Genomic DNA, 20,811 nt, shown 5'->3' with positions numbered 1-20,811 from the left:
ACCGGGCCCGATGTGAGCCCTGGCCCGCGACGAGCCGAGGATGCCCTGGTCCGGGCGGCGGGCGCGACCCCTAGAAGCTGTTGGGCATCTCCGTCAGGCGCCGCACCAGGGGCTCGAAGTGCTCCAGGGGCAGCGTCTCGGCGTTGGGGTCGAAGGCCACCTGGTCCCACTCGTCCGCGAACTGGGCGGCCAGGTCGAACCAGGGCTGGCCCTGGTGCTTGTCGCGCTCGTCGGGGCTCTTGCCGAAGTGCTCGTAGTAGTGCCGGCCCTGGAAGTCCTGGTGGTACAGGATGGCGTGGTACACCTCCGAGCGGACGTAGGGCTTGATCATCTCGGCGGCGATGGCCGGGTGGTTGAACACGCTGATGACCTTGCCGATGTCGTGGCACAGGGCCCCGAACACCATCTCGTCGTCGGCCCCGGACCGCTCGGCCAGGGTGGCCGTCTGGAGCACGTGGGTGAGCTGGTCGGTGGCGAAGCCGTCGGTGATGTCGGCCAGCTGGCGCAGCATGGTGAGGAACTGCTCGGCCACCCGGGGCTGGTTCTTCAGCGTCTCGCCGCCGATCACCGCCCACTGCTCGGCGGTGGACTCGTCCATCCGCGTGAACGTGGTGGGCTCCACCCGGCTCTCCGGCTCGGTCGTCGTCATGGCAGGCCTCCAACCTCCGCCCGGCCCGTGGCGGCCCGGCGCGGCACCGAGCCTACGACCGCGACGGCCCGCCCGTCTCCTCACGCGCCCGGACGACCACCGGCGTTGGCGCCTCCTGACAGGTCGCTACCACTCCGGGGTGTCCTCTGCACGGCCAGGGGGGCCGTCCGCCCTAGGCGCTCCGGTTGAGCGGCGACGGCGCGGCCGCTCAGGCCGGGGCCGGCTCCGAGGAGGCCGTGGTCGAGGAGCCCCCGGCCACCGCCACCGGCGGGGCCACCAGCGGCCACGGCCGCTCGCGCTCCACCGACAGGGCCACGTCGAACAGCAGGTCGTCGGTGTGGTGGCGGCCCAGCACCTGCAACCCCACCGGCAGGCCGTCCACGGTGCCGGCCGGGATGGACACCGCCGGGTTGCCGTAGATGTTGGCGATGATGGTCAGGGCGCCCATGTTCACCATGTCCGGGAACCGGCTGCTGAAGAAGTCCAGGATGCGGGTCGGGAGGGCGGGGGCGAAGGTGGTGGCCAGCCGGGTGCCCATCAGGGCGCCGCGGAAGGCGTAGCGGAAGGCCGGGTTGGAGCGGACCCAGTCGAGCAGGTCGTCCTCGGGGTTGCTGGTCACCGACTCGGCCGGGAACGCCGGCCCCGGGTTGGTGGCGGCGATGATCAGGTCCACCTCGGCGAAGGCATCGGCCATGGCCGTGTTGGCCTGCACCCGGAGGGCCTCGGCCGAGGCCGCGGTGTGGAGGTTGTAGAAGGCCTGCGACAGGAACAGGCCCAGGGCCACCTCGTCGGTGAGCTGCGACGCGCAGCGGGGCCACTGGTCGCCCAGCTCGGCCAGCAGGGTCGACAGGTTGCCCATCATCCACTGGGCGGCCAGGTTCGGGGGGCGCACGTCCAGGTCGACCTGGACCATGCCGTTGTCCCTGATGAGCAGCTCGGCCTGCTCGCGGATGCGCTCCTCCACCCCGGGCTCCAGGGTGACGCCGCCCAGGCCGGGCACCACCGCCACCTTCAGGCCGCGGAGGTCCTGGTTGCCGAGGCCGGCCTCCCAGCGCCCGGGCGAGGGCAGGCTGGTGGGGTCGTAGGGGTCGACGCCGGCGCACACGTCGTAGAAGCGGGCCGCGTCACGCACCGACCGGGCCAGGTTGCCCAGCACCACCGTGTTGGGGCGGCTCATGGCCGAGGGCCCGCGGGTGATGCGCCCGAAGGTGCCCTTCATGCCCAGCAGGCCGGTGTAGCCGGCGGGGATGCGGATGGAGCCGCCCCCGTCGCCGCCGGTGGCCAGGCTGACCAGGCCGCCCGACACCGAGGCCGCGGCGCCGCCGGACGAGCCGCCCACGGTGCGGCCGTGGCGCCACGGGTTGTGGGCCACGCCGTTGAGCTTGGTGACGCTCACGTTGAGGCCGCCGAACTCGCTGGAGGTGGTGAGGCCGACGGGCACGGCCCCGCCCTCGTCGAGGAGGCGCTGCACGCTGTGCATCGTGTGGTCGGCCACCCGGTCCTTGAACACCAGGGAGGCTCCCGTGTCGGGCCAGCCCTCCACCGCCTCCAGCTCCTTGATGCCGGTGGGCACGCCACCGAAGGGCAGCGACAGGTCAGCGGACCGCGCCGCCGCCCGGGCCCGCTCCGGGTCGAGGAAGGAGAAGCAGTTCAGGTCCGACGCCTCGATGGCGGCCAGGGTGGCGTCCAGCTCCTCGACCGGGGATCGCTCCCCGGCTCGGAAGGCGTCGACCAGGGAGCAAGCATCGTTCTGCCATGGGGTGTCCACGCTCTCCATCATCGCTCGCGGGCCGGCCCGGCCCCAAGAGGAACGGACCCTTCGCTCCGTTCCCCGGGCGCCCGGTGCAGCGGGTCCGGGACGCCCGTACGGTGGCCGGCCGTGACCCGCCTCGGCTACCAGATCCCCAACTTCACCTACGAGGGGGTCGCCCCGGCCGACCTCTTCCCCACCGTGGCCCGCCAGGCCACCGAGGCCGACACCTCGGGCTTCGACACGGTGATGGTGATGGACCACTTCTACCAGCTGCCCATGCTGGGCCCGCCGGAGCTGGAGATGATGGAGTGCTACACGCTGCTGGCGGCCCTGGCCCAGCACACCTCCACGGCCCGGCTCTCCGCCCTGGTCACCGGCAACACGTACCGGAACCCGGCGGTGCTGGCCAAGACCGTCACCACCCTGGACGTGGTGTCGGGGGGCCGGGGCCAGCTCGGCATCGGGGCCGGGTGGTTCGAGCTGGAGCACGACGCCTTCGGCATCGAGTTCGGCACCTTCACCGACCGGTTCGAGAAGCTGGAGGAGGCCCTGCAGATCATCACCGGCATGCTGGCCGGGGAGCGCCCCAGCCTGGACGGGCGGTGGTACCAGGTCACCGAGGCCATCAACTCGCCGGCCCCGCTGTCGGCCATCCCGGTCATGATCGGCGGCGGGGGCGAGAGGAAGACCCTGCGCCTGGTGGCCCGCTTCGCCACCGACTCCAACCTGATCTGCGGGGCCGACGAGATCCCCCGCAAGCTCGACGCCCTGGCCGGCCACTGCGCGGACTTGGGCCGCGACCGCTCGGAGATCACCGTGACCTGGCAGGGCCGGGCCTGCGTGGCCCCCACCCACGACCAGGCCGTGGCCGAGCTGGACGCCTTCCTGGCCTCCCGGGGCCTGGACGTGGCCTCCATGGACCCCGAGCAGGCCGCCGGGGTGCGGGCCATGGTCCCCCACGGCGATCCCGACGAGATCGGCGAGCTGTTCTCCGAGCAGATGGCCACCGGCATCGACGGCTTCACCGTCAGCGCCCCGGCCAACGGCCACGTCGAGGGCCGGGTGGCCCTGCTGGGCCAGACCCTCAGCCGCGTGGTGCCCTGAGCCGGCGCCCGGTCAGGGCGCGGTGTCGGGGTCGAGCACGCCCAGGGCCCGGCGCTCGGCCTCCAGGAGCTGGTTCTCCTCCATGATGGCGGTGATGATGGCCTGGGCGTCGTCGGCCAGGGTGTGGCGGGCCCGCAGCAGCAGCAGGAGCCCCAGGATCACCGGCGGGAAGACGATGTAGAAGGCCACCACCAGCGAGCCGGTGGCGCTGGAGATGGCCCCCACCAGCACGGGGGCCAGGGCCTGGCCGAAGATGGACGAGGTCAGGGCCAGGGCCGAGGCGCCGACCCCGCGGGACTCGGGGGGCACCACGTCCAGCATCACGGCCCGCAGGCCGGGGGCGGCCCCGGCGGCGGCGGTGACGCCCACGAACTGGAGGGCCAGGCGGAGCGGCACCGCGTCGACGGCGAAGGAGGCCATGAACAGCGCCGCGCTGGCCACCGCCGACCAGACCACGATGACGATGCGGCCCCCCATCCACCGGTGGTGGTACCGGTCGGAGAAGGCTCCGCCGCCCAGGGTGCCGAGCAGCCCGCCGATGCCCAGCAGCCCGCCGGTGACGGCAGTGGCCTGGGTGGCCGACATGTCGGAGTAGCGCTCGTGGTAGATGGCCAGCCAGGTGCCGATGCCGGCCACCGTGAACAGCAGGGCCGCCACCCCGACCAGCACGTAGCGCATGGTGCGGATGCCGAAGATCATGCGCATCTGGCTCACCAGCTCGGTGCCGGCCAGGCGGGTGAACTGCCGGAACGACAGGCCCCCGGCGCCGGAGAGCCGGTCGGTGGCCCGGGGCGGCAGGGCGTCGACCTCGGCCTGGGTCATGGCCGCGGGGAGCTCGGCCTCGCCCCGGCGGGGCTCGCGGAGGCGGAACACGGCCAGCGCCACCAGGGCGCCCGGCACCCCGACCAGGGCGAAGGCCCAGCGCCAGCCCAGCCACTCGCCGATGGCCCCGCCGGCGGCCAGCCCGATGCCGCCGCCCAGGAAGAAGCTGACCTGCTGGAACGAGAACACCCGGGCCCGCATCCGGGCCGGGTAGCTGTCGCCCAGGTACGAGGTCGAGGCCGGGTCGTCGACGGCCTGGCCCACGCCCATGAGGGCTCGGGCCACCAGCAGGTTCACGTAGTTGACGGCGGTGGCCGAGAGCAGGATCAGGCCGCTCCAGGACAGGAGGGTCCACCCGATGACCCGGGTGCGCCGGTAGTGGTCGGCCACGTAGCCGGCCGGGATGGTGGCGATGGTGCTGACCACGATGAACACCGAGGAGATGAGGCCCAGCTCGGTGTCGCTGAGGCCCCACTCGTCCTCCAGCACCGGGAGCACGCCCCGGGCCACCGACACGTCGATCTGGTCGACCAGGGCCACCAGGGCCATGACCATCAGCGGCCACAGCGGGAAGGCGCGGGCCTCGGGGGCCGGCGGGGCGTCCACCGGGGCCTCGTGGTGGCGGTCACCTCCCGGGGTGGGCATCTTCCTACACTAGGCGTGCAAGTTTGTCGGCTGGCCAGTGGCGGGCCCTAGGTTCGGGGACCGTGACCGCCGAGGTGCCCCTCCACCCGGACGCGCCGGGTTGGTTCCGCCGGGCCCTGGCCGTGCCCTTCACCGACGAGCAGGTCGAGGTGGCCGGCTGCCCCATCCACTACCTGGCCTGGGGTGAGCGGGGCCGCCGGGGCCTGGTCTTCGTGCACGGCGGCGGGGCCCACGCCCACTGGTGGACCCACGTGGCCGCCCCCTTCGCGGAGGAGCTGCGGGTGGTGGCCATCGACCTGTCGGGCCACGGCGACAGCGGCCACCGCCCGGTCTACGACTTCGAGCAGTGGACCGACGAGGTCATGGCCGTCACCGAGGACGCCGGCATCGAGGGCCTGCCCACCATCGTGGGCCACAGCATGGGCGGCTTCGTCACCATCGCCACCGCCGCCCTCCACCCCGACCGGGTCTCCGGCGTGGTCATCTGCGACTCGCCGGTCACCGAGCCCGACCCGGAGGTGGAGTCGTACCGGCTGAAGGAGGCCTTCGGCCGGCCCCGGACCTACCCGACCGAGGCCGAGGCCCTGGCCCGGTTCCGCACCGTGCCGGCCCAGGAGCGCTACCTCGACTACGTGATGGACCACGTCGGCCGCCGGTCCCTGGTGGCCGGCGACGAGGGCTACCGCTGGAAGTTCGACCGCACGGTGTTCGCCCAGTTCGCCGGCGGGTCGATCCGGGCCATCGCCCTGCCCCACCTGCGGCGGGTGGTGGCCCGCTTCGCCCTCCTGCGCTCGGAGAACGGCCTGGTGACCCTCGACATCGGCCAGTCGATGAACGAGGCCCTGGGCCGGGTGGCCCCGGTCATCGAGATCCCCGAGGCCGGCCACCACCCCATGCTCGACCAGCCCCTCATCCTGCTCACGGCCCTCCGCACCCTGTTGGCCGACTGGGAGCACTCCGAGCCCCACCGCCGCCGTTGAGCCGTGGTGACCGCCCCCGCGGCGCCGAGATGGCAGCCCTTCCGGCCCGTCCTCGACCCGGCCCCTCGATGAGGGCCCCGATGCCCCTCGCCGCCGGCCGCCCGGCCCGCCGGGCCCGCACCGCCCCGGCTTTCGCCGTTCTCGTCCTGGCCGCCGCCCTGGCCTGCGGAGGGGGGGACGGTGACGGGGACGGCAACCGTTCGGCCCCGACGACGGCGCCCCGCTCGGCCCCCACCACGGCCGGCCCCCCGGGCAGGTCGGGCGGCCTCCCAGCCACCGGGCTGGGCGACCCGTACTTCCCCGACCTCGGGGCGCCGGGCATCGACGTCCGGCACTACGACGTGGACCTGGACGTGGACGCCGACCTGCTGGCCTCGGGCACCGTGACCCTCACCCTGCGGGCCACCGAGGACCTGCCCCGCCTGGCCATCGACGCCCGGTCCATGGACGTCGAGGAGGTGACCCTCGACGGCGAGCCGGTGGCCTTCACCCTCGAGGACCCGGAGCTGCTGGTCACCCCGGACCGGCCGGTGGCCGCCGGCGCCACCGTCGACCTGGCCGTGACCTTCACCGACGACCCGACCCCCGTCGACAGCGAGGGCAAGCTGGGGCCGGGCTGGGTGGTGGCCGAGGACCACGCCTTCACCATCAACGAGCCCGAGGCCACCCGGGACTGGCTGCCCTCCCTCGACCACCCCTCCGACAAGGCCACCTGGCGCATCGCCGTCACCCCCCCGCCGGGCACCATCGCCGTGGCCAACGGGGTCCGGGTGTCGTCCCCGCCCGAGGGCCAGGCCGGGGCCTGGGTGTGGGAGATGGACGACCCCATGGCCACCTACCTGCTGCAGGTGCTGGTGGGCGACTTCGTGCTGGTCGAGGGGACGGCCCCCGGCGGGCTCCCGCTGTCCAGCGCCGTGCTGCGCGACGACGCCGAGGCCCTGGCCCCCTTCCTCGACCGGGTCGGCGACCAGGTGGCCTTCTTCGAGGAGGCCTTCGGGCCCTACCCCTTCGCCGCCTACGGGGTGGCGGTGGTGGGCCAGCCCCTGGGCCTGGCCCTGGAGCAGCAGGGCCGGTCGGTCTTCGGCCGCGACGCGGTCGACCTGCAGGTGGCGGCCCACGAGCTGGCCCACCAGTGGTTCGGCGACGCCGTGACCGCGTCCCGCTGGGACGACATCTGGCTGGCCGAGAGCTTCGCCACCTACGGCCAGTGGCTGTGGCTCGACCACACCGGCGAGCGGGCCCTGGCCACCTCGGCCACCCAGGCCCTGGCCGACCGGGTCGAGCGGGGCGGCCCGCCGACCGGGGCCCCCACCCGGGACGAGATGTTCGGCCCCACCGTCTACGAGGGGGGCGCGGTGGTGGTCCACGCCCTGCGCCGGGAGGTCGGCGACGAGCCCTTCTTCACCCTCCTGCGGCGCTGGGTGGCCGAGAACGCCGGCACCAGCCGCGCCACCGAGGACTTCGTGGCCCTGGCCGAGGAGGTGGCCGGTCGCGACCTGGCCGACTTCTTCGCCACCTGGCTGGAGGCCGAGGTGCCCCCGTCGAGGTTCCCGTAGCGCGACCTGAGCAGGCGGGCGCCGGTGCCGCGCCCCGGTGCTGCGGGCCGGCCAGCGGGTCGGGAGGTTGCCGCCTCCCCGTAGCCTGGATCCCATGAGCGATCCGGTGCTCCAGACCATGCCCCTCGGCGCCCAGTGGCCCACGATGGACCCCTTCCTGTTCTGCGCCCACCACGACGACGCCTACCCGGCCGGCACCGCCGAGCTGGGCCCCGACGCCCCCCTCGACGGGCGGGACATCGGCATGGACTTCGAGGGCCGGGACGGCTGGCGCATGTACCACGGCCGGCGGGTGCCGGGCTTCCCACCCCACCCCCACCGGGGCTTCGAGACCGTCACCTACGTGCGCACCGGCATCATCGACCACGCCGACTCGCTCGGGGCCGCCGCCCGCTTCGGCCTGGGCGATGTGCAGTGGCTCACCGCCGGCGCCGGCATCCAGCACTCCGAGATGTTCCCCCTGCTCGACCGGGACCGCCCCAACCCCTTGGAGCTGTTCCAGATCTGGCTCAACCTCCCGGCCTCGGACAAGCTCGTGGAGCCGTACTTCACCATGTTCTGGGACGCGGACGTCCCCCGCCTCCGGCACCGGGCCCGGCCCGACGGCCCCGTGGCCGAGGTGACCGTGATCGCCGGCCGCCTGGGCGACGCCGAGCCGCCGTCGCCGCCGCCGAGCTCGTGGGCCAGCCGCGCCGAGGCCGACGTGGCCATCTGGCACGTCCGGCTGGAGCCGGGCGCGGCCTGGACGATGCCGCCGGCCGCCGGGCCCGACACCGTCCGCACCCTGTACGTGTTCGACGGCCAGGCCCTGGAGGTGGCCGGCCACGACGACCCGCTGCCCATCGAGGTCGGCGCCGTGGTGCGGGCCGACCGGCCGGTGGAGGTGTCGAGCCCGGGCGGGGCCGACGTGCTGGTGCTCCAGGGCCGCCCTATCGGCGAGCCGGTGGCCCGCTACGGGCCGTTCGTCATGACCACCCGGGCCGAGGTCCAGCAGGCCTTCGAGGACTACCGGCGCACGCAGTTCGGGGGCTGGCCCTGGGCCGACGAGGATCCGGTCCACCCGGCGGAGCGGGGCCGCTTCGCCCGCCACGCCGACGGCCGGCTCGAGGAGGTCGGCCCCGATGGCCGGGTCGAGGATGTCGACCCCGAGGACCGGCCCGTCCCCGGCGCCCCGTCGCCCGCCTCCGCCCCCTCTCGCCCGTGACCGACCCGGACCCCCAGGACGAGGCCGGCGAGGCCTGGCCCGGGCCTGCGGGCAGCCCGCAGGAGGCCGAGGCCGCGCCCGCCGGTGGGCCGGAGGTCGAGGAACCGCCGGTCGGCGGGCCGGAGGTGGTCGTCTACTGGCGGCCGGGGTGCCCGTTCTGCACCACCCTGCTCCGGCGGCTGGCCAAGGGCGGGCTGGCCCCCCGGGAGGTGAACATCTGGGACGACCCCGACGCCGCGGCCCAGGTGCGGGCGGTGGCGGGCGGCAACGAGACCGTCCCCACCGTGCACGTGGCCGGGCGCTTCCTGGTCAACCCGTCGGCCCGCGCCGTCCTGGCCCTGGCCGCCGAGGCCGGCATCCCGGTGGAGGCGCCCCCCAGCTCCGGCCGGCTCTGGCGTCGCTGAGCCCGGCCCGGCGGGCCCGGACCCGGCCGCCGGCGTAGCCTGCCGGCCGTGCAGCGCAGGACGGTGAAGGTCGACGTCGCCGTCCTGGGGGCGGGGACGTCGGGGGCCAACGTCGCCTACCAGCTGGCGGCTCAGGGGTCCTCGGTGGTGCTGGTCGAGCGGCGGGCCCTGGACGAGGGCGGGGCCCAGTGGCACAACGGCCTTCTCGACTGGCAGGTCGCCCGCGCCCACCTCCCCCTGCCGGCGCCGCCCGAGCGGGTGTCCGACGGGGGAGCGCTCCACCTCTTCGATCCGGACGGCCGCCGGGGGGTGACCGTCACCCACAACCCGGTGCCGAGCGTCGACATGGCCCGCCTGGGCGCCCGCCTGCGGCGCCTGGGCGCCGAGGCCGGGGTCGAGATGTGGGAGCGGGCCTCGGACCTGGAGGTGGAGGAGCGCGACGGGCGGATCGTGGCCCTCGACCTCCGGGCCGCACCGGTGGGTGGGGCGCCCGTCCCGCTCCGCCTGGAGGCGGCCCTGTTCGTCGATGCCTCGGGGCGGCGCGGGGCCCTGCGCCGTGAGTCCTCGGTGCTGCACCGGTGGTGCCCGCCGGTGCGCAAGGACGAGCTGTGCTCGGCCAGCGACTCCCACCTGCGGATCGGCGACACCGACGGGGCCAAGCGCTTCCTCAACCGGTTCGGGGTGGAGGCCGGCGACGCCGTCAACGTGGTCGGCACCAACGGGGGCTTCTCCACCCGGTCGATCAAGGTGGCGGAGGACTTCGAGCACGTGTCGGTGCTGGTGGGCTGCCTGGCCGACGGTCGTCACGGGCACGCCCCGGCGATGCTGGCCGCGGTGCGGGCCCAGGAGCCCTGGATCGGCGAACCGGTCCAGAGCGGCACCGGTGTCATCTCCCTCCGCCGGCCCTACGCCCGCCTCACGGCCCCCGGCCTGGCCCTGGTGGGCGAGGCCGCCGGCCAGGTCTTCCCGGCCCACGGCTCGGGGATCGGGGTGGGCCTCATCGCCGGGCGGGTGCTGGCCGAAGCGGTGGCCGGGGCCGACGACCCCGGCGACGAGGCCGTCCTGTGGGGGTACCAAGCCCGCTTCCAGCGGGAGCTCGGGGGCCTGCTGGCCGCCTACGACGGCCTGCGCCGCCTGAGCTCGGCCCTGGGCGGCGAGGGCGTCCGCACCATGCTGCGGGCCGGGCTGGTCACCGAGCGGATGACCCACAGCGGCCTGGACCAGCGCTGGGACGCCGTGCCCGTGGCGGAGCTACCGGCCCTGGCCTCCCGCCTGGCCCGCCACCCGCGCCTGGCCGCCACCATGCTGCCCCGCCTGGCCGGGGCCCAGGGGGCCGAGGCCATGGGCCGTCGCCACCCCGCCACCATCGACGAGAGGGCCCTGGCCCGCTGGGACCGGCGGGTGGCGTGGCTGGTCGGCGACAGGGCGCCGATGCGCTCGTGATCAGTCGGCGGGACTGAACACCTCTACCACTCACATTGGTTTAGAGACTTCGATGTGACCATCGATGCTCCTCCCATGACAGGCTGGGGCCCGACGACGGGCCACGACCGGAGGACAGATGGCCACTGGCGACACCGAGCCTCGAGGGAGAGACCGGCGCACCCTCAGCCGCGAGGCGATCATCGCCACCGCCATCGCGGTGATCGACGAGCGGGGCCTCGACGGCCTGACCATGAGGAACCTGGGCCGGGCCCTGGCCGTCGACCCCATGACCGTCTACGGGTACTTCGAGGACAAGGCCGCCCTGTTCGACGCCATCGTCGACCACGAGGCCGCCCGGCTCCACGCCGTGCCCGAGCCCCTGCCGACCGAGCCCATGGAGATCATGGTCCACGTCGCCCTCCACCACCGGCGCGTCCTCCTGGAGCACCCCAACCTGGCGCCCCTGGTGGCCAGCCGGCCCCTCCCCAAGGGCAACTGGGCCGAGGTGGTGCGGGTCGCCTTCGACCTGTGCCGGGCCGCGGGCGTGGCCGACGAGGACATCCCCCAGGTGACCAACACCATCACCCGGTTCAGCATGGGCTTCATCGTCCAGGAGGCCGGCGAGGTGCGCTACCGGGAGCGGATGGGGGAGCGGCCCGAGGCTTACCGGACCCGCCTGCTCAGCACCGACTGCGCCCCGGCCGATGCCCCGGAGCTCGGCGTCCGCACCTTCACCCACCGCTTCGACCCCACCGAGGCGGCCCAGGACTTCGAGCTGGGCATCCGGGCCCTGCTGCGGGGACTGGGCGTCTCCGCCACGGGCACCTGGCCGCGGGACCCCGACACCGCGGCCTAGGGTCGCCGGGCCGTCGAGCTCCGGGAGGCCTCGTGAAGTTCGGGATCGTCTTCTCCAACACCATGCGCTTCGCGGGCCGCGACGGGCTGGTCGAGCTGGCGCAGGGCGCCGAGGCGGCCGGGTTCGAGTCGCTGTGGACCGTCGAGCACGTCATCTTCCCCGACGGCTACCAGAGCGAGTACCCCTACGACCGCTCCGGCAAGATGGTCATGGCCGCGGAGACCGACCTGCCCGACCCCCTGATCTGGCTCACCTGGGTGGCGGCGGTCACCGAGCGCATCCACCTGGGCACCGGCATCCTGATCCTGCCGCAGCGCAACCCGGTCATCCTGGCCAAGGAGCTGGCCACCCTGGACGCCCTGGCCGGCGGCCGGGTGGAGCTGGGCATCGGGGTGGGCTGGCTCCGGGAGGAGTTCGACGCCCTGGGCGTGCCCTTCGAGGGGCGCGGTGCCCGCACCGACGAGTACGTGGCGGTGATGCGGGCCCTGTGGGACGGCGACCACGCCGAGCACGCCGGCGAGCACGTCCGCTTCACCGGGGCCAGCGTCAACCCGAAGCCGCCCCGCGGGCGGGTGCCGGTGCACGTCGGGGGCCACAGCCGCCGGGCCGCCGAGCGAGCCGGGCGCCTGGGCGACGGCTTCTTCCCCGGCAAGGGCGACCTGGGGGAGCTCATCGACATCGCCCGGCAGACCGCGGTGGCCTGCGGGCGCGACCCCGACGACCTCGAGGTGACGGCCGGCAGCGCCGGCCTCATGGGCGAGGACCCGGTGGGGGCGGCCGAGGAGCTGGCCGCCCTGGGCGTCGACCGGGTGGTGGTGCCGTCCTTCGCCTTCCTCTCGGACCCGGCCGCGTCGCTGGCCGCCTACGGCGAGCGGGCCATCGCCCCCACCGCCGACCTCGGGCGGGGCTGACACCGGCCCGTCGGGCCCCGGGGGCGCGGACCGGCGTCGCGGCTGCGAGGCTGGGGGCATGTGCCGCAACATCACCACCCTGCGGGGCCTGGAACCTCCGGCCACCGCCGAGGAGATCGACGCCGCCGCCCTCCAGTACGTGCGCAAGGTCAGCGGGGTGCGAGCCCCCACGCCCGCCACCCAGGAGGCCTTCGACGAGGCGGTGGCCGCGGTGGCCCACGCCACCGGCCACCTGCTGGCCCAGCTGCCCGACCGACGTCAGCCGCCCAAGACGGTGCCGCCCTTGCGCCGGCCCGAGGTCCGGGCCCGCATGGCGGCCCGGGAGGCCGAGGGCCGGACCGGCTAGGGCCCGGCCCCCTCGGCCGCCGGAGAGGGGCTGCTCAGCCCCCGTCGTTGCTGATGGGCTCGGTGGCCAGCGCCTCGCCCATGTCGTAGCGCTGGCGGACGCCGCTGGCCGAGCAGCCCCCGTCGTTCTGGCCCGACTCCTCGGGCAGGGCCCCGTCGAGGGTCGGGCTGGCGGCGCTGAACACGCCCCACGGGCTCTCGCAGCCGGGCACCACCCAGGCGTGGGCCATCCAGCCCTTGGAGCCGTTGGCCTTGGTGCCACCCCGAGCGGCGCAGTCCTCCTCGGTGGTGGTGCTGTCGCCGATCACGCCGCCGGCACCGACGCACAGACCGACGTGGCGGTGGTAGTGGTCGTTGGCGCCGGTGAAGCCCTGGGTGGGCTCGGCCGTGCCCTCCTGGTTGATGTAGTAGCTCAGGCCGACGATGTGGGCGTCGGGCTCGTTGCCGTCGTAGAGGAGCATCTCGGGCCCCTCGATGTCGAAGGTGCCGTCGACCAGGTCGAAGTTCATGTAGTGGGCGGCGATGCCGGCCACGTAGGGCGTGACCCGCATGTAGCCGGCCTCGACGGCGTCGGCCGCCGTGGGGTGGCGGAGGGCGGTCTCGCGGGCCAGGTCGATCTCGTCCTCGAGCTGGGCGCACTGGGCCGGATCGGTCATGGCCGCCCACGGCTGGGGGCCGGCGTGGCCGCCGTGGCCGCCGGAGTCGCCGGGCGCCGCGGAGGCGGCGTGCTCGTGGCTGCCGCCGACGGTGCCGGAGCTGCGGAGCCACCACAGCCAGGCGTCGTAGGTCTCGTCGTCGACCTCGCCCAGGGCCGCCACCAGCTGGGCGGCGGCGATCTCGCCGCCGGAGGCGAGGGTGGTCAGGCCGACGAGGCGGTCGAGGTCGGGCGAGCCCTTGCCCTCGGTGGGGTCGGGCTCGGCGGTCGCCCCCGCGCTGTCGTGGGCGTGCTCGTCACCGGCCATGGCCCCGCCCTGGTAGGTGTCGATGCCCAGGTAGCTGGTCTCCTCCCAGTAGGCCGGGATGTTGAAGCCCTCGTCGCAGCGGCTCTGGTCGATCTCGGTCATGAGGGTGGTGTGGGCCGCGGGGTCCTCGCCGTGGGCGTGGCCGGCGGCCGCCTCCTCGCCGTGGCCGTGGTCGGCGCCGCCGTGCTCGGCGGCGTCGGTGGAGGTGATGGCGGTGGTGGCCAGCCCCAGGGCGGCCACCGCGGCCAGCACCGGGGCGATGCGGCCCCGGGCCACCCGCTGCCCGGCGGGGGCCAGCAGGATGCGGGCGGCCACCAGGATCACGCCCACCTCCAGGAGGGCGGTGATGCCGTCGACGGTGCCGAAGTCCTCGGCCGTGCCCGAGTGGGACCCGACCGGCAGCCCGGCGGTGCGGCTCCAGAGCCACAGGCCCAGGACGGCCAGGTTGCCCACCACCGCCACGCGGTAGAGGTTGCGCCCGGCCCGGTCGGCCATGATGGCCGCGGCCACGAGGAGCTGGAACCAGCCGACCACGGCGAAGCCGATGGGGTCGACCAGGCTGCCGTCGGCGTGGCCCGGCACCATGGCGAAGTGGATGGCGGCGGCCCCGGCGGACAGGCCGGCCACGGCCCAGCCGAGGTGGGGGCCCGCCGTCCCGGTCTCGCCGTCGGCGTGATCCGGGCTCGGGGCATCGGTGGTCAGAACGCTCATTGTCACGGCCCTCCAGTGGTGTGACGTGCGCCATGAGCGTACGGCAACTCGCACGGGCCGTGCAGATTGCCCTTTCAGGTGGGGGTCAGGTTTGCCGGCCGCCCACCGTCGTGTGATAGGCAAGCCTTACACGCCTGGGTGGCTCAGGCGACGAACCCATCAGGAGATCGATGACCATGCTGCACCCCACCGACCGCCGATCGGCGCCCCGGGCCCTCGGCGCCCTGCTGGCCCTGGCCCTGGCCACGGCGGCGGCCCTGGTGGGCGCGGCCCCGGCGCCCTCCGGCGCCGCGGTGCCGGTCGGGCTGACCTGGAAGGTGTCCGCCCACGCCTTCACCAGCAGCAGCCTGGCCCCGGCGCAGGCGACCACCGCCCCGGCCACCAAGACCGCCGACGGGTTCGTGTTCCCCACCGTCACCTCGGCCCAGTACAACGCCGCGACCGGCGCGGCCCGGGTCGCCTACTCCGGCGCCTTCGAGCTGGGCAACATCGCCCAGGGCAACTACCGCGTCAAGGTGGCCGACCCGGTGGTCGTCGTGGACGCCGCCGACACCGGCCGGGTCGAGGCCACCGTGTCCTACGCCCTGTTCACCTCGGGCAGCCACGTGTGGTCCACCCCGGCGGAGGGCACCACCGTGGCCACCTTCACCGTCGCGGACGCCAGCGTGGCCGAGGAGGGCACCAACGTCAGCTTCACCGTCACGCCCGACTTCGTGCTCCGCACCGACAACCCTCCCAACCTGGCCGGATGGCGCCGGTTCCCCCAGCCCTTCCTCGACGTCCTCCCGGCCTCGCTGGACGGCCACTTCCAGGAGACCGGCTCGGTCGCCGCCGATCCCAACAAGGCCCCGGCCCCCCTCACCGTCAGCTTCGACGCCAGCCCGGCCACCATCTCGGTCACCGGCCTGGACCAGGCCTACGACGGCACGCCCCGCCCGGTCACCGTGACCACCGACCCCTCGGGCCTCGACACCGTCGTCACCTACGACGGCGGCTCCACCGTCCCCACGGACGCCGGCACCTACGCCGTGTCGGTCGCCCTGGACGAGGAGCTGACCTCGGCCACCCCGTTCTCGGGAACCCTCACCATCGCCCAGGCCGACCAGGCCATCAACTTCGATCCCCTCCCCGACCGGATCGAGGGCGACCCACCCTTCACCGTCACCGCCGAAGCCTTCTCGGAGCTGGCCGTCGACCTCACCGCCGAGGGGGCCTGCTCCATCGACGGTGACGAGGTCACCCTGGAGGGGTCGGGGACCTGCGCCGTCACCGCCAGCCAGGGCGGCGACGACAACTGGGAGGCGGCCGAGCCGGTGACCCGCACCTTCCGGGTCGTCAGCCACGACGAGGTCTTCGTGCGCCGGGCCTACGACGTGCTCCTGGGCCGGGGCGTGGACGCCGGCGGCCTGGCCCACTGGCTCGACCGGCTCGACCGCGGCGCCGCCCGGGCGGCCGTGGCCGATGCCGTGGCCCGCAGCGGCGAGGCCCAGGGCCGCGTCGTCGACCAGGCCTACGCCGCCGTCCTCGACCGGCCGGCCGACCCGTCGGGCCGCAGCTACTGGGCCGGCCGGCTGGCCGGGGGCCTGGCCGCCGAGGACCTGCTGGCCCGGCTCGTCGCCACCCCCGAGGCGGGGGTCCACAGCGGTGGCGCCCCCGAGGGCCTGGCCGAGCTGCTCTACCGGACCTACCTGGGGCGGGCCGGCGACGCCGCCGGCGTGGCCCACTGGGCCGCCCGGCTCGAGGGGTCCGACGGCGCCGCCACCCGCCGGGCCGCCCTGGCCTTCGGGCGCACCGGCGAGGCCACCGCCGTCGGCGTCCGGGCCGCCATCAGCCGCCCCTGCGGCGCCGAGGTGCCGGTGTCGAGCGACCAGCACGCCGTGGTGACCAACCGGTGGCTCTCCAGCGGCCACCACCCGCTCCGGACCGCGGCCCGGGCCCTGGCCCGGATCTGCCCCGTCGCCACGCCGGGCTGAGGACGGGGGCGGCCGAGGGCCTCGGTCGCCCCTCCGCTCAGCGCACGGCGATGCCGGTGCGGGTGGCGAGATCGGCGGTGGCCGCGGCCCAGTCCGGGTGCTCGGTCAGGGTCACCTCCCCCTCCCACACGGCGTCGGGGCCGGCCCGCCGCCACTCTCGCACCGCGCACCCCCCGCCGCTGTGGGTGTGGGCGTCGACGGCCAGGTCGTCCCGCCACAGCCCGGCGAACGGGGTGGGGGGCACCCCGGAGTGGACCACCGAGATGGCGCAGCAGGCCCGCACGTCGCCCCGATCCAGGGCGGGCCCGAGCACGCGGTAGCGCAGCCGGTGGCGCCAGCGCCCGTGGCCCACCTCGTAGGTCCACCGGCCGTCGGCTTCGTCGGTGCGCTGGGCCCAGACCCCCAGGTGGGCCCGCTCCCGCTGGGGGGTGCCGGGACCGCCCACGACGGCGGCGAAGTAGGGGTCGCAGAGCAACGTCGCCCCGGCGTGGGGGACGAGGACCACCGAGTGGAGGTCGACCTCGGGGGCCCGCCCGTCGATGCGGCGCAGGGCGACGACCCGGGCGCCGCCCCCGCCCATGGTGTCGACCAGGGCGGCCAGGACCGTGCACAGGGCCCAGCACGACCAGGCCGGCGTGGGCCGGCCCTCGACCCGGTCGGTGACGATCTGCCGGGCGATGGCCTCGGGGTCGGCCCCCGGTGGCACCTGGCCGGCGGCCACGGCCGCCAGCTTGGCCGTCGTCCCCGCCGGGACCCGGGCGGCCAGGGCGGCCACCAGGGCGCCGGGGCCGTCGCCGGGGTCCCAGCCGACCAGCTCGGCCAGCTCCCGGGCCAGCCCGGCATCGACGCGCCACGGTGGCGCCCCGCCCCCACGGACCGGGCCGCCCCCGCCGGCGGGGCTCGGCCCGCCCGGACCGATCCCCCCACCATCCACCGACCCACCGTCGCTCCGCTCGCCGGTCACCGGCCCATGGTCGCGCCACCGGGCCCGCCGGGTGGCCGCCGGGTGGCCGGGCCCCGGTGGCGGCGCGGCGCGGGAGGCCGCGTCCGCCCCGGGGGTGCCCGGGATCCGGTGAGGACCGGCAGGCGATGACGGGGCTGCGCCTCGCCGTCACCGCCCGGGTCGGTCACCGGACCGTGCGGGGCACCGTACGCGCCCCCGGGCGCGCCCCGCCCCCGATTTTCCCGGGGAGCCGACCCCGGCCAGAGTGCACCGGCCGGTCCCCGAACCTGGAGGTCGCCCGGTGAAGCACTTCGACGACAGGGTGGCCGCCGTCACCGGGGCCGCCTCCGGCATCGGGCGGGCCCTGGCCCTGGACCTGGCCCGGCGAGGCGCCCACCTCGCCCTCTCCGACGTCGACGAGGCCGGCCTGGCCGAGACGGCCGATCGGGCCCAGGCCCGGGGCGTGACCGTGACCACCGCGGCGGTGGACGTGGCCGACCGCGACGCCGTCCACGCCTGGGCCGACGACGTGGTGGAGGGCCACGGGCGGGTGAACCTGGTCGTCAACAACGCCGGCGTGGCCCTGGGGGCCACGGTGGAGGCCATGCCCTACGAGGACATCGAGTGGCTCATGGGCGTCAACTTCTGGGGCGTCGTCCACGGCACCAAGGCGTTCCTGCCCCACCTGAAGGCGTCCGGCGAGGGGCACGTGGTCAACGTCTCCAGCGTCTTCGGGCTGATCGGCATCCCCTCGCAGTCGGCCTACAACGCGGCCAAGTTCGCGGTGCGGGGCTTCACCGAGGCCCTGCGGCTGGAGCTCGACATGGCCCGCTGCGGCGTGTCGGCCACCACCGTGCACCCGGGGGGCATCAGGACCAACATCGCCCGCAACGCCCGGATGCACGCCAGCCTGGTCGACATCGGCTCCGATCCCGAGCAGGCTCGCCAGGACTTCGAGAAGCTGTTCATCACCAGCCCCGAGAAGGCGGCCCGGGTCATCGTCCGGGCCGTCCAGCTCGACAAGCGTCGGGCCATGATCGGCCCCGACGGCCACGCCATCGACGTGCTGGCCCGCCTGCCCCCGACCGTCTACCAACGCCTCATCGGCCTCGGCGCCCGGCGACGCCCCTAGGGCGCCCCTGGGTCCGGGGCGGCGGGTGGTGGCACCATGGACGCCGGTCCGTTCACCAGGGGGACACCGTGGATCTCACCGTCGCCGCCATCCCGTTCTACTTCGGGAGCATGGGGGCCGAGCACCTCTACCTCAAGCGCCAGGCCGCCGCCGGCCGGCCCCCCAGCGCCGGCGACTACGAGCGGCGCGACACGCTGGCCAGCCTGTCCATGGGCGTGGGCAGCCTGGTCGTGCCCCTCGCCCTGGGGAAGGTGCTCTCGCCCGTGGTCCCCGGCAAGGGCCGCTACGGCAAGGCCCTGGTGGCCACCGCCGTGGGGGCCGCCGCCGTCACCACCGTGGCCGACGTGCTGGCCCGCCGGGGCACCGACGGCCTGCCCGAGGCCGGCACCCTCCCCCCGGCCCGCGGCGACGAGGCGGCCGGCGCTGCCGAGCTCGCCCCCCCGGGGGAGGGCGAGCTCCCGCCCGGGCGCGACCGGCGGCGGCGCATGGCCCGCCTGGCCCGGAAGGTGGCCTCCTCGGCCGGCGCCACCGCGGTGGCGGCCGGGGTGACGGCGGGAGCCACCACCTGGGCGTCGCGCACGGCCGCCACGCGCCTGTGGTCGCGCCACGGGGCCCGGCGCGACCTCGGCACCGGGCCGCTGGCGGTGGCCGGCGCCATCCTGGCCTGGGACTTCATCTACTACTGGAACCACCGGCTCATGCACGAGACGCGGTGGCTGTGGGCCATCCACGTGGTCCACCACTCCAGCGAGCGCTACAACCTCTCCACCGCCCTCCGGCAACCGGTGGCCGACGTCTTCGGCATGTTCGTGCCCTACGGGGTGATGAGCCTGCTGGGCGTCCGCCCGGCGGTGATCGAGACGGCCCGCGGCGTCAACCTCATCTACCAGTTCTGGATCCACACCGAGGCGGTCCCCAAGCTGGGCCCCGTCGAGGAGGTGTTCAACACCGCCTCCCACCACCGGGTGCACCACGGGAGCAACCGGCAGTACCTGGACCGCAACCACGGCAGCATCCTCATCCTCTGGGACCGGCTGTTCGGCACCTTCGAGCGGGAGGGCGAGCCCGTCACCTACGGCCTGACCAAGAACGTGGACACCTTCAACCCGGCCCGCATCGCCACCCACGAGCACGTCGACATCCTGCGCGACGTGGCTCGGTCGGAGACCTGGTCGGACCGCCTGGGCTTCGTGTTCCGGGGCCCGGGCTGGGCCTATGACCGCCACGCCCAGCGCCACGAGCCCCAGCCCACGGCCGGCGTGGCCTGAGGGGGCATCGGAGGGGCCACCCGGGCCGGCGGGGCGGGGCGGGCCCCGGGCGGGGGGCTCACTCCCGGGTGAGACCGCATGACAAGGGACCATCGTTGTGCTCTGATGGTCGAGGACGAGTGGTGGGGGTCTGGGTCGGGCAAGGGGTGAACGGGTGCACACCGCCAGAGGGGCAAGCGCGGGGACGGTTCGCGCCGCGCGGCGCGGGCCGCCATGATCGGCCCCCGGCGACGCCGACCGACCAACCACGACGACGACGGCCAGATGGCGCCCGAGGTCGAGGACCGCATCTGGGCCGAGGTCCAGCGGCGCATCGACATGGGCCCGGCCGGCCGGCCCGGCCTGCGACCGACCCCGGACCGCCGTCCGCTGGTCGCCTCCCTGGCCGTGGTGGCCTGCGTCCTGCTGGTCGCGCTGTTGGTCGTCCAGCGGCACCCGGCCGGCGAGGACGAGCTGGCCACGGCCACCACCGCGGAGCCGGGGGCCCGCGTCACCCTGGCCGAGCTGGGGGCTGTGGCCCGGGACCAGCCGGGGTCCCGCCTCTCCGAGGGCGAGGTCCTCTACGTCTGGGTCGACCTCCTCCGCAGCCCGGAGCAGTCGCCCGACGACGTGCCGGAGCAGCGCCAGGTCCAGCAGATCGCCGGCGACGGGCAGGGCCGCGTCGACGTCCTCGCCACCTCGGACCCCCCGGGCACCCCGAGCCCCGACCCGGAGGTCTACGACACACCACGCGACCTGCTCGTCGGCGGCCTGACCCCCGACGAGGTCTCCGCCCTGCCGGAGGACCCCGCCGCCCTGCTCGACGCCATGCGCCAGCAGGTGGCCCCCCGGCCCAGCGGGCTCACCCTGGTCCGGTACGTCCTGGAGGTGCTCACCACCCCCCTGCCGCCGGGGCCCACACGGGCTGCGCTCTTCGACATCCTGGACTCCCTGGGGGTGGAGGTCCTCGGCTCGGCCCCGGGCCGCGCCGGCAGCCCCTCGGGGGTCGTGATCGTCGCCTCGGCCCCTGACGGCGGGCAGCTGGAGGCCGTGGTCGACCCGGCCACCGCCACCGTCCGCTCGATCACCCGCAAGGGCGCCGGCGCCAGCATCGCCGACCCTGCCCTCACCGTGTACCAAGAGGTCGCCATCCGCCCGGCCCAGTGACCGCCGGGGCCCAGCTCCTCCT

Annotated in this window: 18 protein-coding genes; 13 read left to right on the top strand and 5 right to left on the bottom strand. The window is 75.2% G+C overall.

Going from position 1 to position 20,811, the window contains the following annotated elements; all coding sequences use genetic code 11:
- Window positions 1-70: 70 nt before the first annotated feature.
- Window positions 71-649, bottom strand: coding sequence for an HD domain-containing protein (locus VEW93_11255; protein HYI62366.1), 579 nt, complete (start codon window positions 647-649; stop codon window positions 71-73).
- 208 nt (window positions 650-857) lie between these two features.
- A complete protein-coding gene (locus tag VEW93_11250; protein HYI62365.1) occupies window positions 858-2,417 on the bottom strand; it encodes an amidase in 1,560 nt (519 codons plus the stop codon).
- Window positions 2,418-2,528: 111 nt separating this feature from the next.
- Between VEW93_11250 and VEW93_11245 the strand changes: the two genes are divergently transcribed.
- On the top strand, window positions 2,529-3,506 hold the full coding sequence (locus VEW93_11245) for an LLM class F420-dependent oxidoreductase (protein ID HYI62364.1): 978 nt from the start codon (window positions 2,529-2,531) through the stop codon (window positions 3,504-3,506).
- 12 nt (window positions 3,507-3,518) lie between these two features.
- Here VEW93_11245 and VEW93_11240 read toward each other — a convergent pair whose 3' ends face one another.
- The gene (locus tag VEW93_11240) at window positions 3,519-4,973 is read right to left on the bottom strand and encodes an MFS transporter (GenBank protein ID HYI62363.1); all 1,455 of its coding nucleotides are present in this window, start codon (window positions 4,971-4,973) and stop codon (window positions 3,519-3,521) included.
- A gap of 62 nt (window positions 4,974-5,035) precedes the next feature.
- On the opposite strand from VEW93_11240, the gene VEW93_11235 reads away from it, so the two are divergent.
- The 8 genes from VEW93_11235 to VEW93_11200 all read left to right on the top strand — a co-directional run bounded on the left by VEW93_11235 (window position 5,036) and on the right by VEW93_11200 (window position 12,655).
- Window positions 5,036-5,953: an alpha/beta hydrolase gene (locus VEW93_11235; GenBank protein HYI62362.1), complete on the top strand. Its 918-nt coding sequence runs from the start codon at window positions 5,036-5,038 to the stop codon at window positions 5,951-5,953.
- Window positions 5,954-6,033: 80 nt separating this feature from the next.
- Window positions 6,034-7,509: a M1 family metallopeptidase gene (locus VEW93_11230; protein ID HYI62361.1), complete on the top strand. Its 1,476-nt coding sequence runs from the start codon at window positions 6,034-6,036 to the stop codon at window positions 7,507-7,509.
- A gap of 94 nt (window positions 7,510-7,603) precedes the next feature.
- Window positions 7,604-8,713, top strand: coding sequence for a pirin family protein (locus tag VEW93_11225; GenBank protein ID HYI62360.1), 1,110 nt, complete (start codon window positions 7,604-7,606; stop codon window positions 8,711-8,713).
- A complete protein-coding gene (locus VEW93_11220; GenBank protein ID HYI62359.1) occupies window positions 8,710-9,117 on the top strand; it encodes a glutaredoxin domain-containing protein in 408 nt (135 codons plus the stop codon). The genes VEW93_11225 and VEW93_11220 overlap by 4 nt, the downstream gene beginning before the upstream one ends.
- Window positions 9,118-9,165: 48 nt before the next feature.
- Complete coding sequence (locus tag VEW93_11215; GenBank protein HYI62358.1) at window positions 9,166-10,560, top strand: FAD-dependent oxidoreductase; 1,395 nt, start codon at window positions 9,166-9,168, stop codon at window positions 10,558-10,560.
- 118 nt (window positions 10,561-10,678) lie between these two features.
- Window positions 10,679-11,398, top strand: a complete 720-nt coding sequence (locus VEW93_11210) for a TetR/AcrR family transcriptional regulator (GenBank protein HYI62357.1) — start codon at window positions 10,679-10,681, stop codon at window positions 11,396-11,398.
- Between the two features lie 32 nt (window positions 11,399-11,430).
- Complete coding sequence (locus VEW93_11205) at window positions 11,431-12,309, top strand: LLM class F420-dependent oxidoreductase (GenBank protein ID HYI62356.1); 879 nt, start codon at window positions 11,431-11,433, stop codon at window positions 12,307-12,309.
- Window positions 12,310-12,367: 58 nt separating this feature from the next.
- Window positions 12,368-12,655 carry a DUF2277 domain-containing protein gene (locus VEW93_11200; protein ID HYI62355.1) on the top strand — a complete coding sequence of 96 codons (288 nt, stop codon included), beginning with the start codon at window positions 12,368-12,370 and terminating at the stop codon, window positions 12,653-12,655.
- Between the two features lie 34 nt (window positions 12,656-12,689).
- Here the strand turns inward: VEW93_11200 and VEW93_11195 are convergent, their stop codons facing one another.
- Window positions 12,690-14,327 carry a hypothetical protein gene (locus VEW93_11195; GenBank protein HYI62354.1) on the bottom strand — a complete coding sequence of 546 codons (1,638 nt, stop codon included), beginning with the start codon at window positions 14,325-14,327 and terminating at the stop codon, window positions 12,690-12,692.
- A gap of 170 nt (window positions 14,328-14,497) precedes the next feature.
- Here VEW93_11195 and VEW93_11190 point away from each other — a divergent pair, with 170 nt between their 5' ends.
- Window positions 14,498-16,300 carry a DUF4214 domain-containing protein gene (locus VEW93_11190; protein HYI62353.1) on the top strand — a complete coding sequence of 601 codons (1,803 nt, stop codon included), beginning with the start codon at window positions 14,498-14,500 and terminating at the stop codon, window positions 16,298-16,300.
- A 37-nt stretch (window positions 16,301-16,337) separates the two neighbouring features.
- Here VEW93_11190 and VEW93_11185 read toward each other — a convergent pair whose 3' ends face one another.
- Window positions 16,338-17,264, bottom strand: a complete 927-nt coding sequence (locus tag VEW93_11185) for a hypothetical protein (protein ID HYI62352.1) — start codon at window positions 17,262-17,264, stop codon at window positions 16,338-16,340.
- 280 nt (window positions 17,265-17,544) lie between these two features.
- Here VEW93_11185 and VEW93_11180 point away from each other — a divergent pair, with 280 nt between their 5' ends.
- The 3 genes from VEW93_11180 to VEW93_11170 all read left to right on the top strand — a co-directional run bounded on the left by VEW93_11180 (window position 17,545) and on the right by VEW93_11170 (window position 20,789).
- Window positions 17,545-18,375 carry an SDR family oxidoreductase gene (locus VEW93_11180; GenBank protein ID HYI62351.1) on the top strand — a complete coding sequence of 277 codons (831 nt, stop codon included), beginning with the start codon at window positions 17,545-17,547 and terminating at the stop codon, window positions 18,373-18,375.
- Between the two features lie 68 nt (window positions 18,376-18,443).
- Entirely contained in the window at window positions 18,444-19,643 is a 1,200-nt protein-coding gene (locus tag VEW93_11175) for a sterol desaturase family protein (GenBank protein HYI62350.1), read from the top strand.
- Between the two features lie 264 nt (window positions 19,644-19,907).
- A complete protein-coding gene (locus VEW93_11170) occupies window positions 19,908-20,789 on the top strand; it encodes a hypothetical protein (protein HYI62349.1) in 882 nt (293 codons plus the stop codon).
- The last annotated feature ends 22 nt before the right edge of the window (window positions 20,790-20,811 follow it).

This window comes from Acidimicrobiales bacterium (genome assembly GCA_035630295.1).
In the GTDB taxonomy this organism is placed as follows: Bacteria; Actinomycetota; Acidimicrobiia; order Acidimicrobiales; family Iamiaceae; genus Iamia.
This window is presented reverse-complemented; position numbering and strand designations above follow the sequence as displayed.

Coding starts and splice junctions, on each gene's coding strand:
- VEW93_11195 (HYI62354.1), bottom strand. CDS start 14,327: ATGAGCGTTCTGACCACCGATGCCCCGAGCCCGGATCACGCCGACGGC.
- VEW93_11230 (HYI62361.1), top strand. CDS start 6,034: ATGCCCCTCGCCGCCGGCCGCCCGGCCCGCCGGGCCCGCACCGCCCCG.
- VEW93_11225 (HYI62360.1), top strand. CDS start 7,604: ATGAGCGATCCGGTGCTCCAGACCATGCCCCTCGGCGCCCAGTGGCCC.
- VEW93_11170 (HYI62349.1), top strand. CDS start 19,908: ATGGCGCCCGAGGTCGAGGACCGCATCTGGGCCGAGGTCCAGCGGCGC.
- VEW93_11190 (HYI62353.1), top strand. CDS start 14,498: ATGACCATGCTGCACCCCACCGACCGCCGATCGGCGCCCCGGGCCCTC.
- VEW93_11210 (HYI62357.1), top strand. CDS start 10,679: ATGGCCACTGGCGACACCGAGCCTCGAGGGAGAGACCGGCGCACCCTC.
- VEW93_11240 (HYI62363.1), bottom strand. CDS start 4,973: ATGCCCACCCCGGGAGGTGACCGCCACCACGAGGCCCCGGTGGACGCC.
- VEW93_11255 (HYI62366.1), bottom strand. CDS start 649: ATGACGACGACCGAGCCGGAGAGCCGGGTGGAGCCCACCACGTTCACG.
- VEW93_11200 (HYI62355.1), top strand. CDS start 12,368: ATGTGCCGCAACATCACCACCCTGCGGGGCCTGGAACCTCCGGCCACC.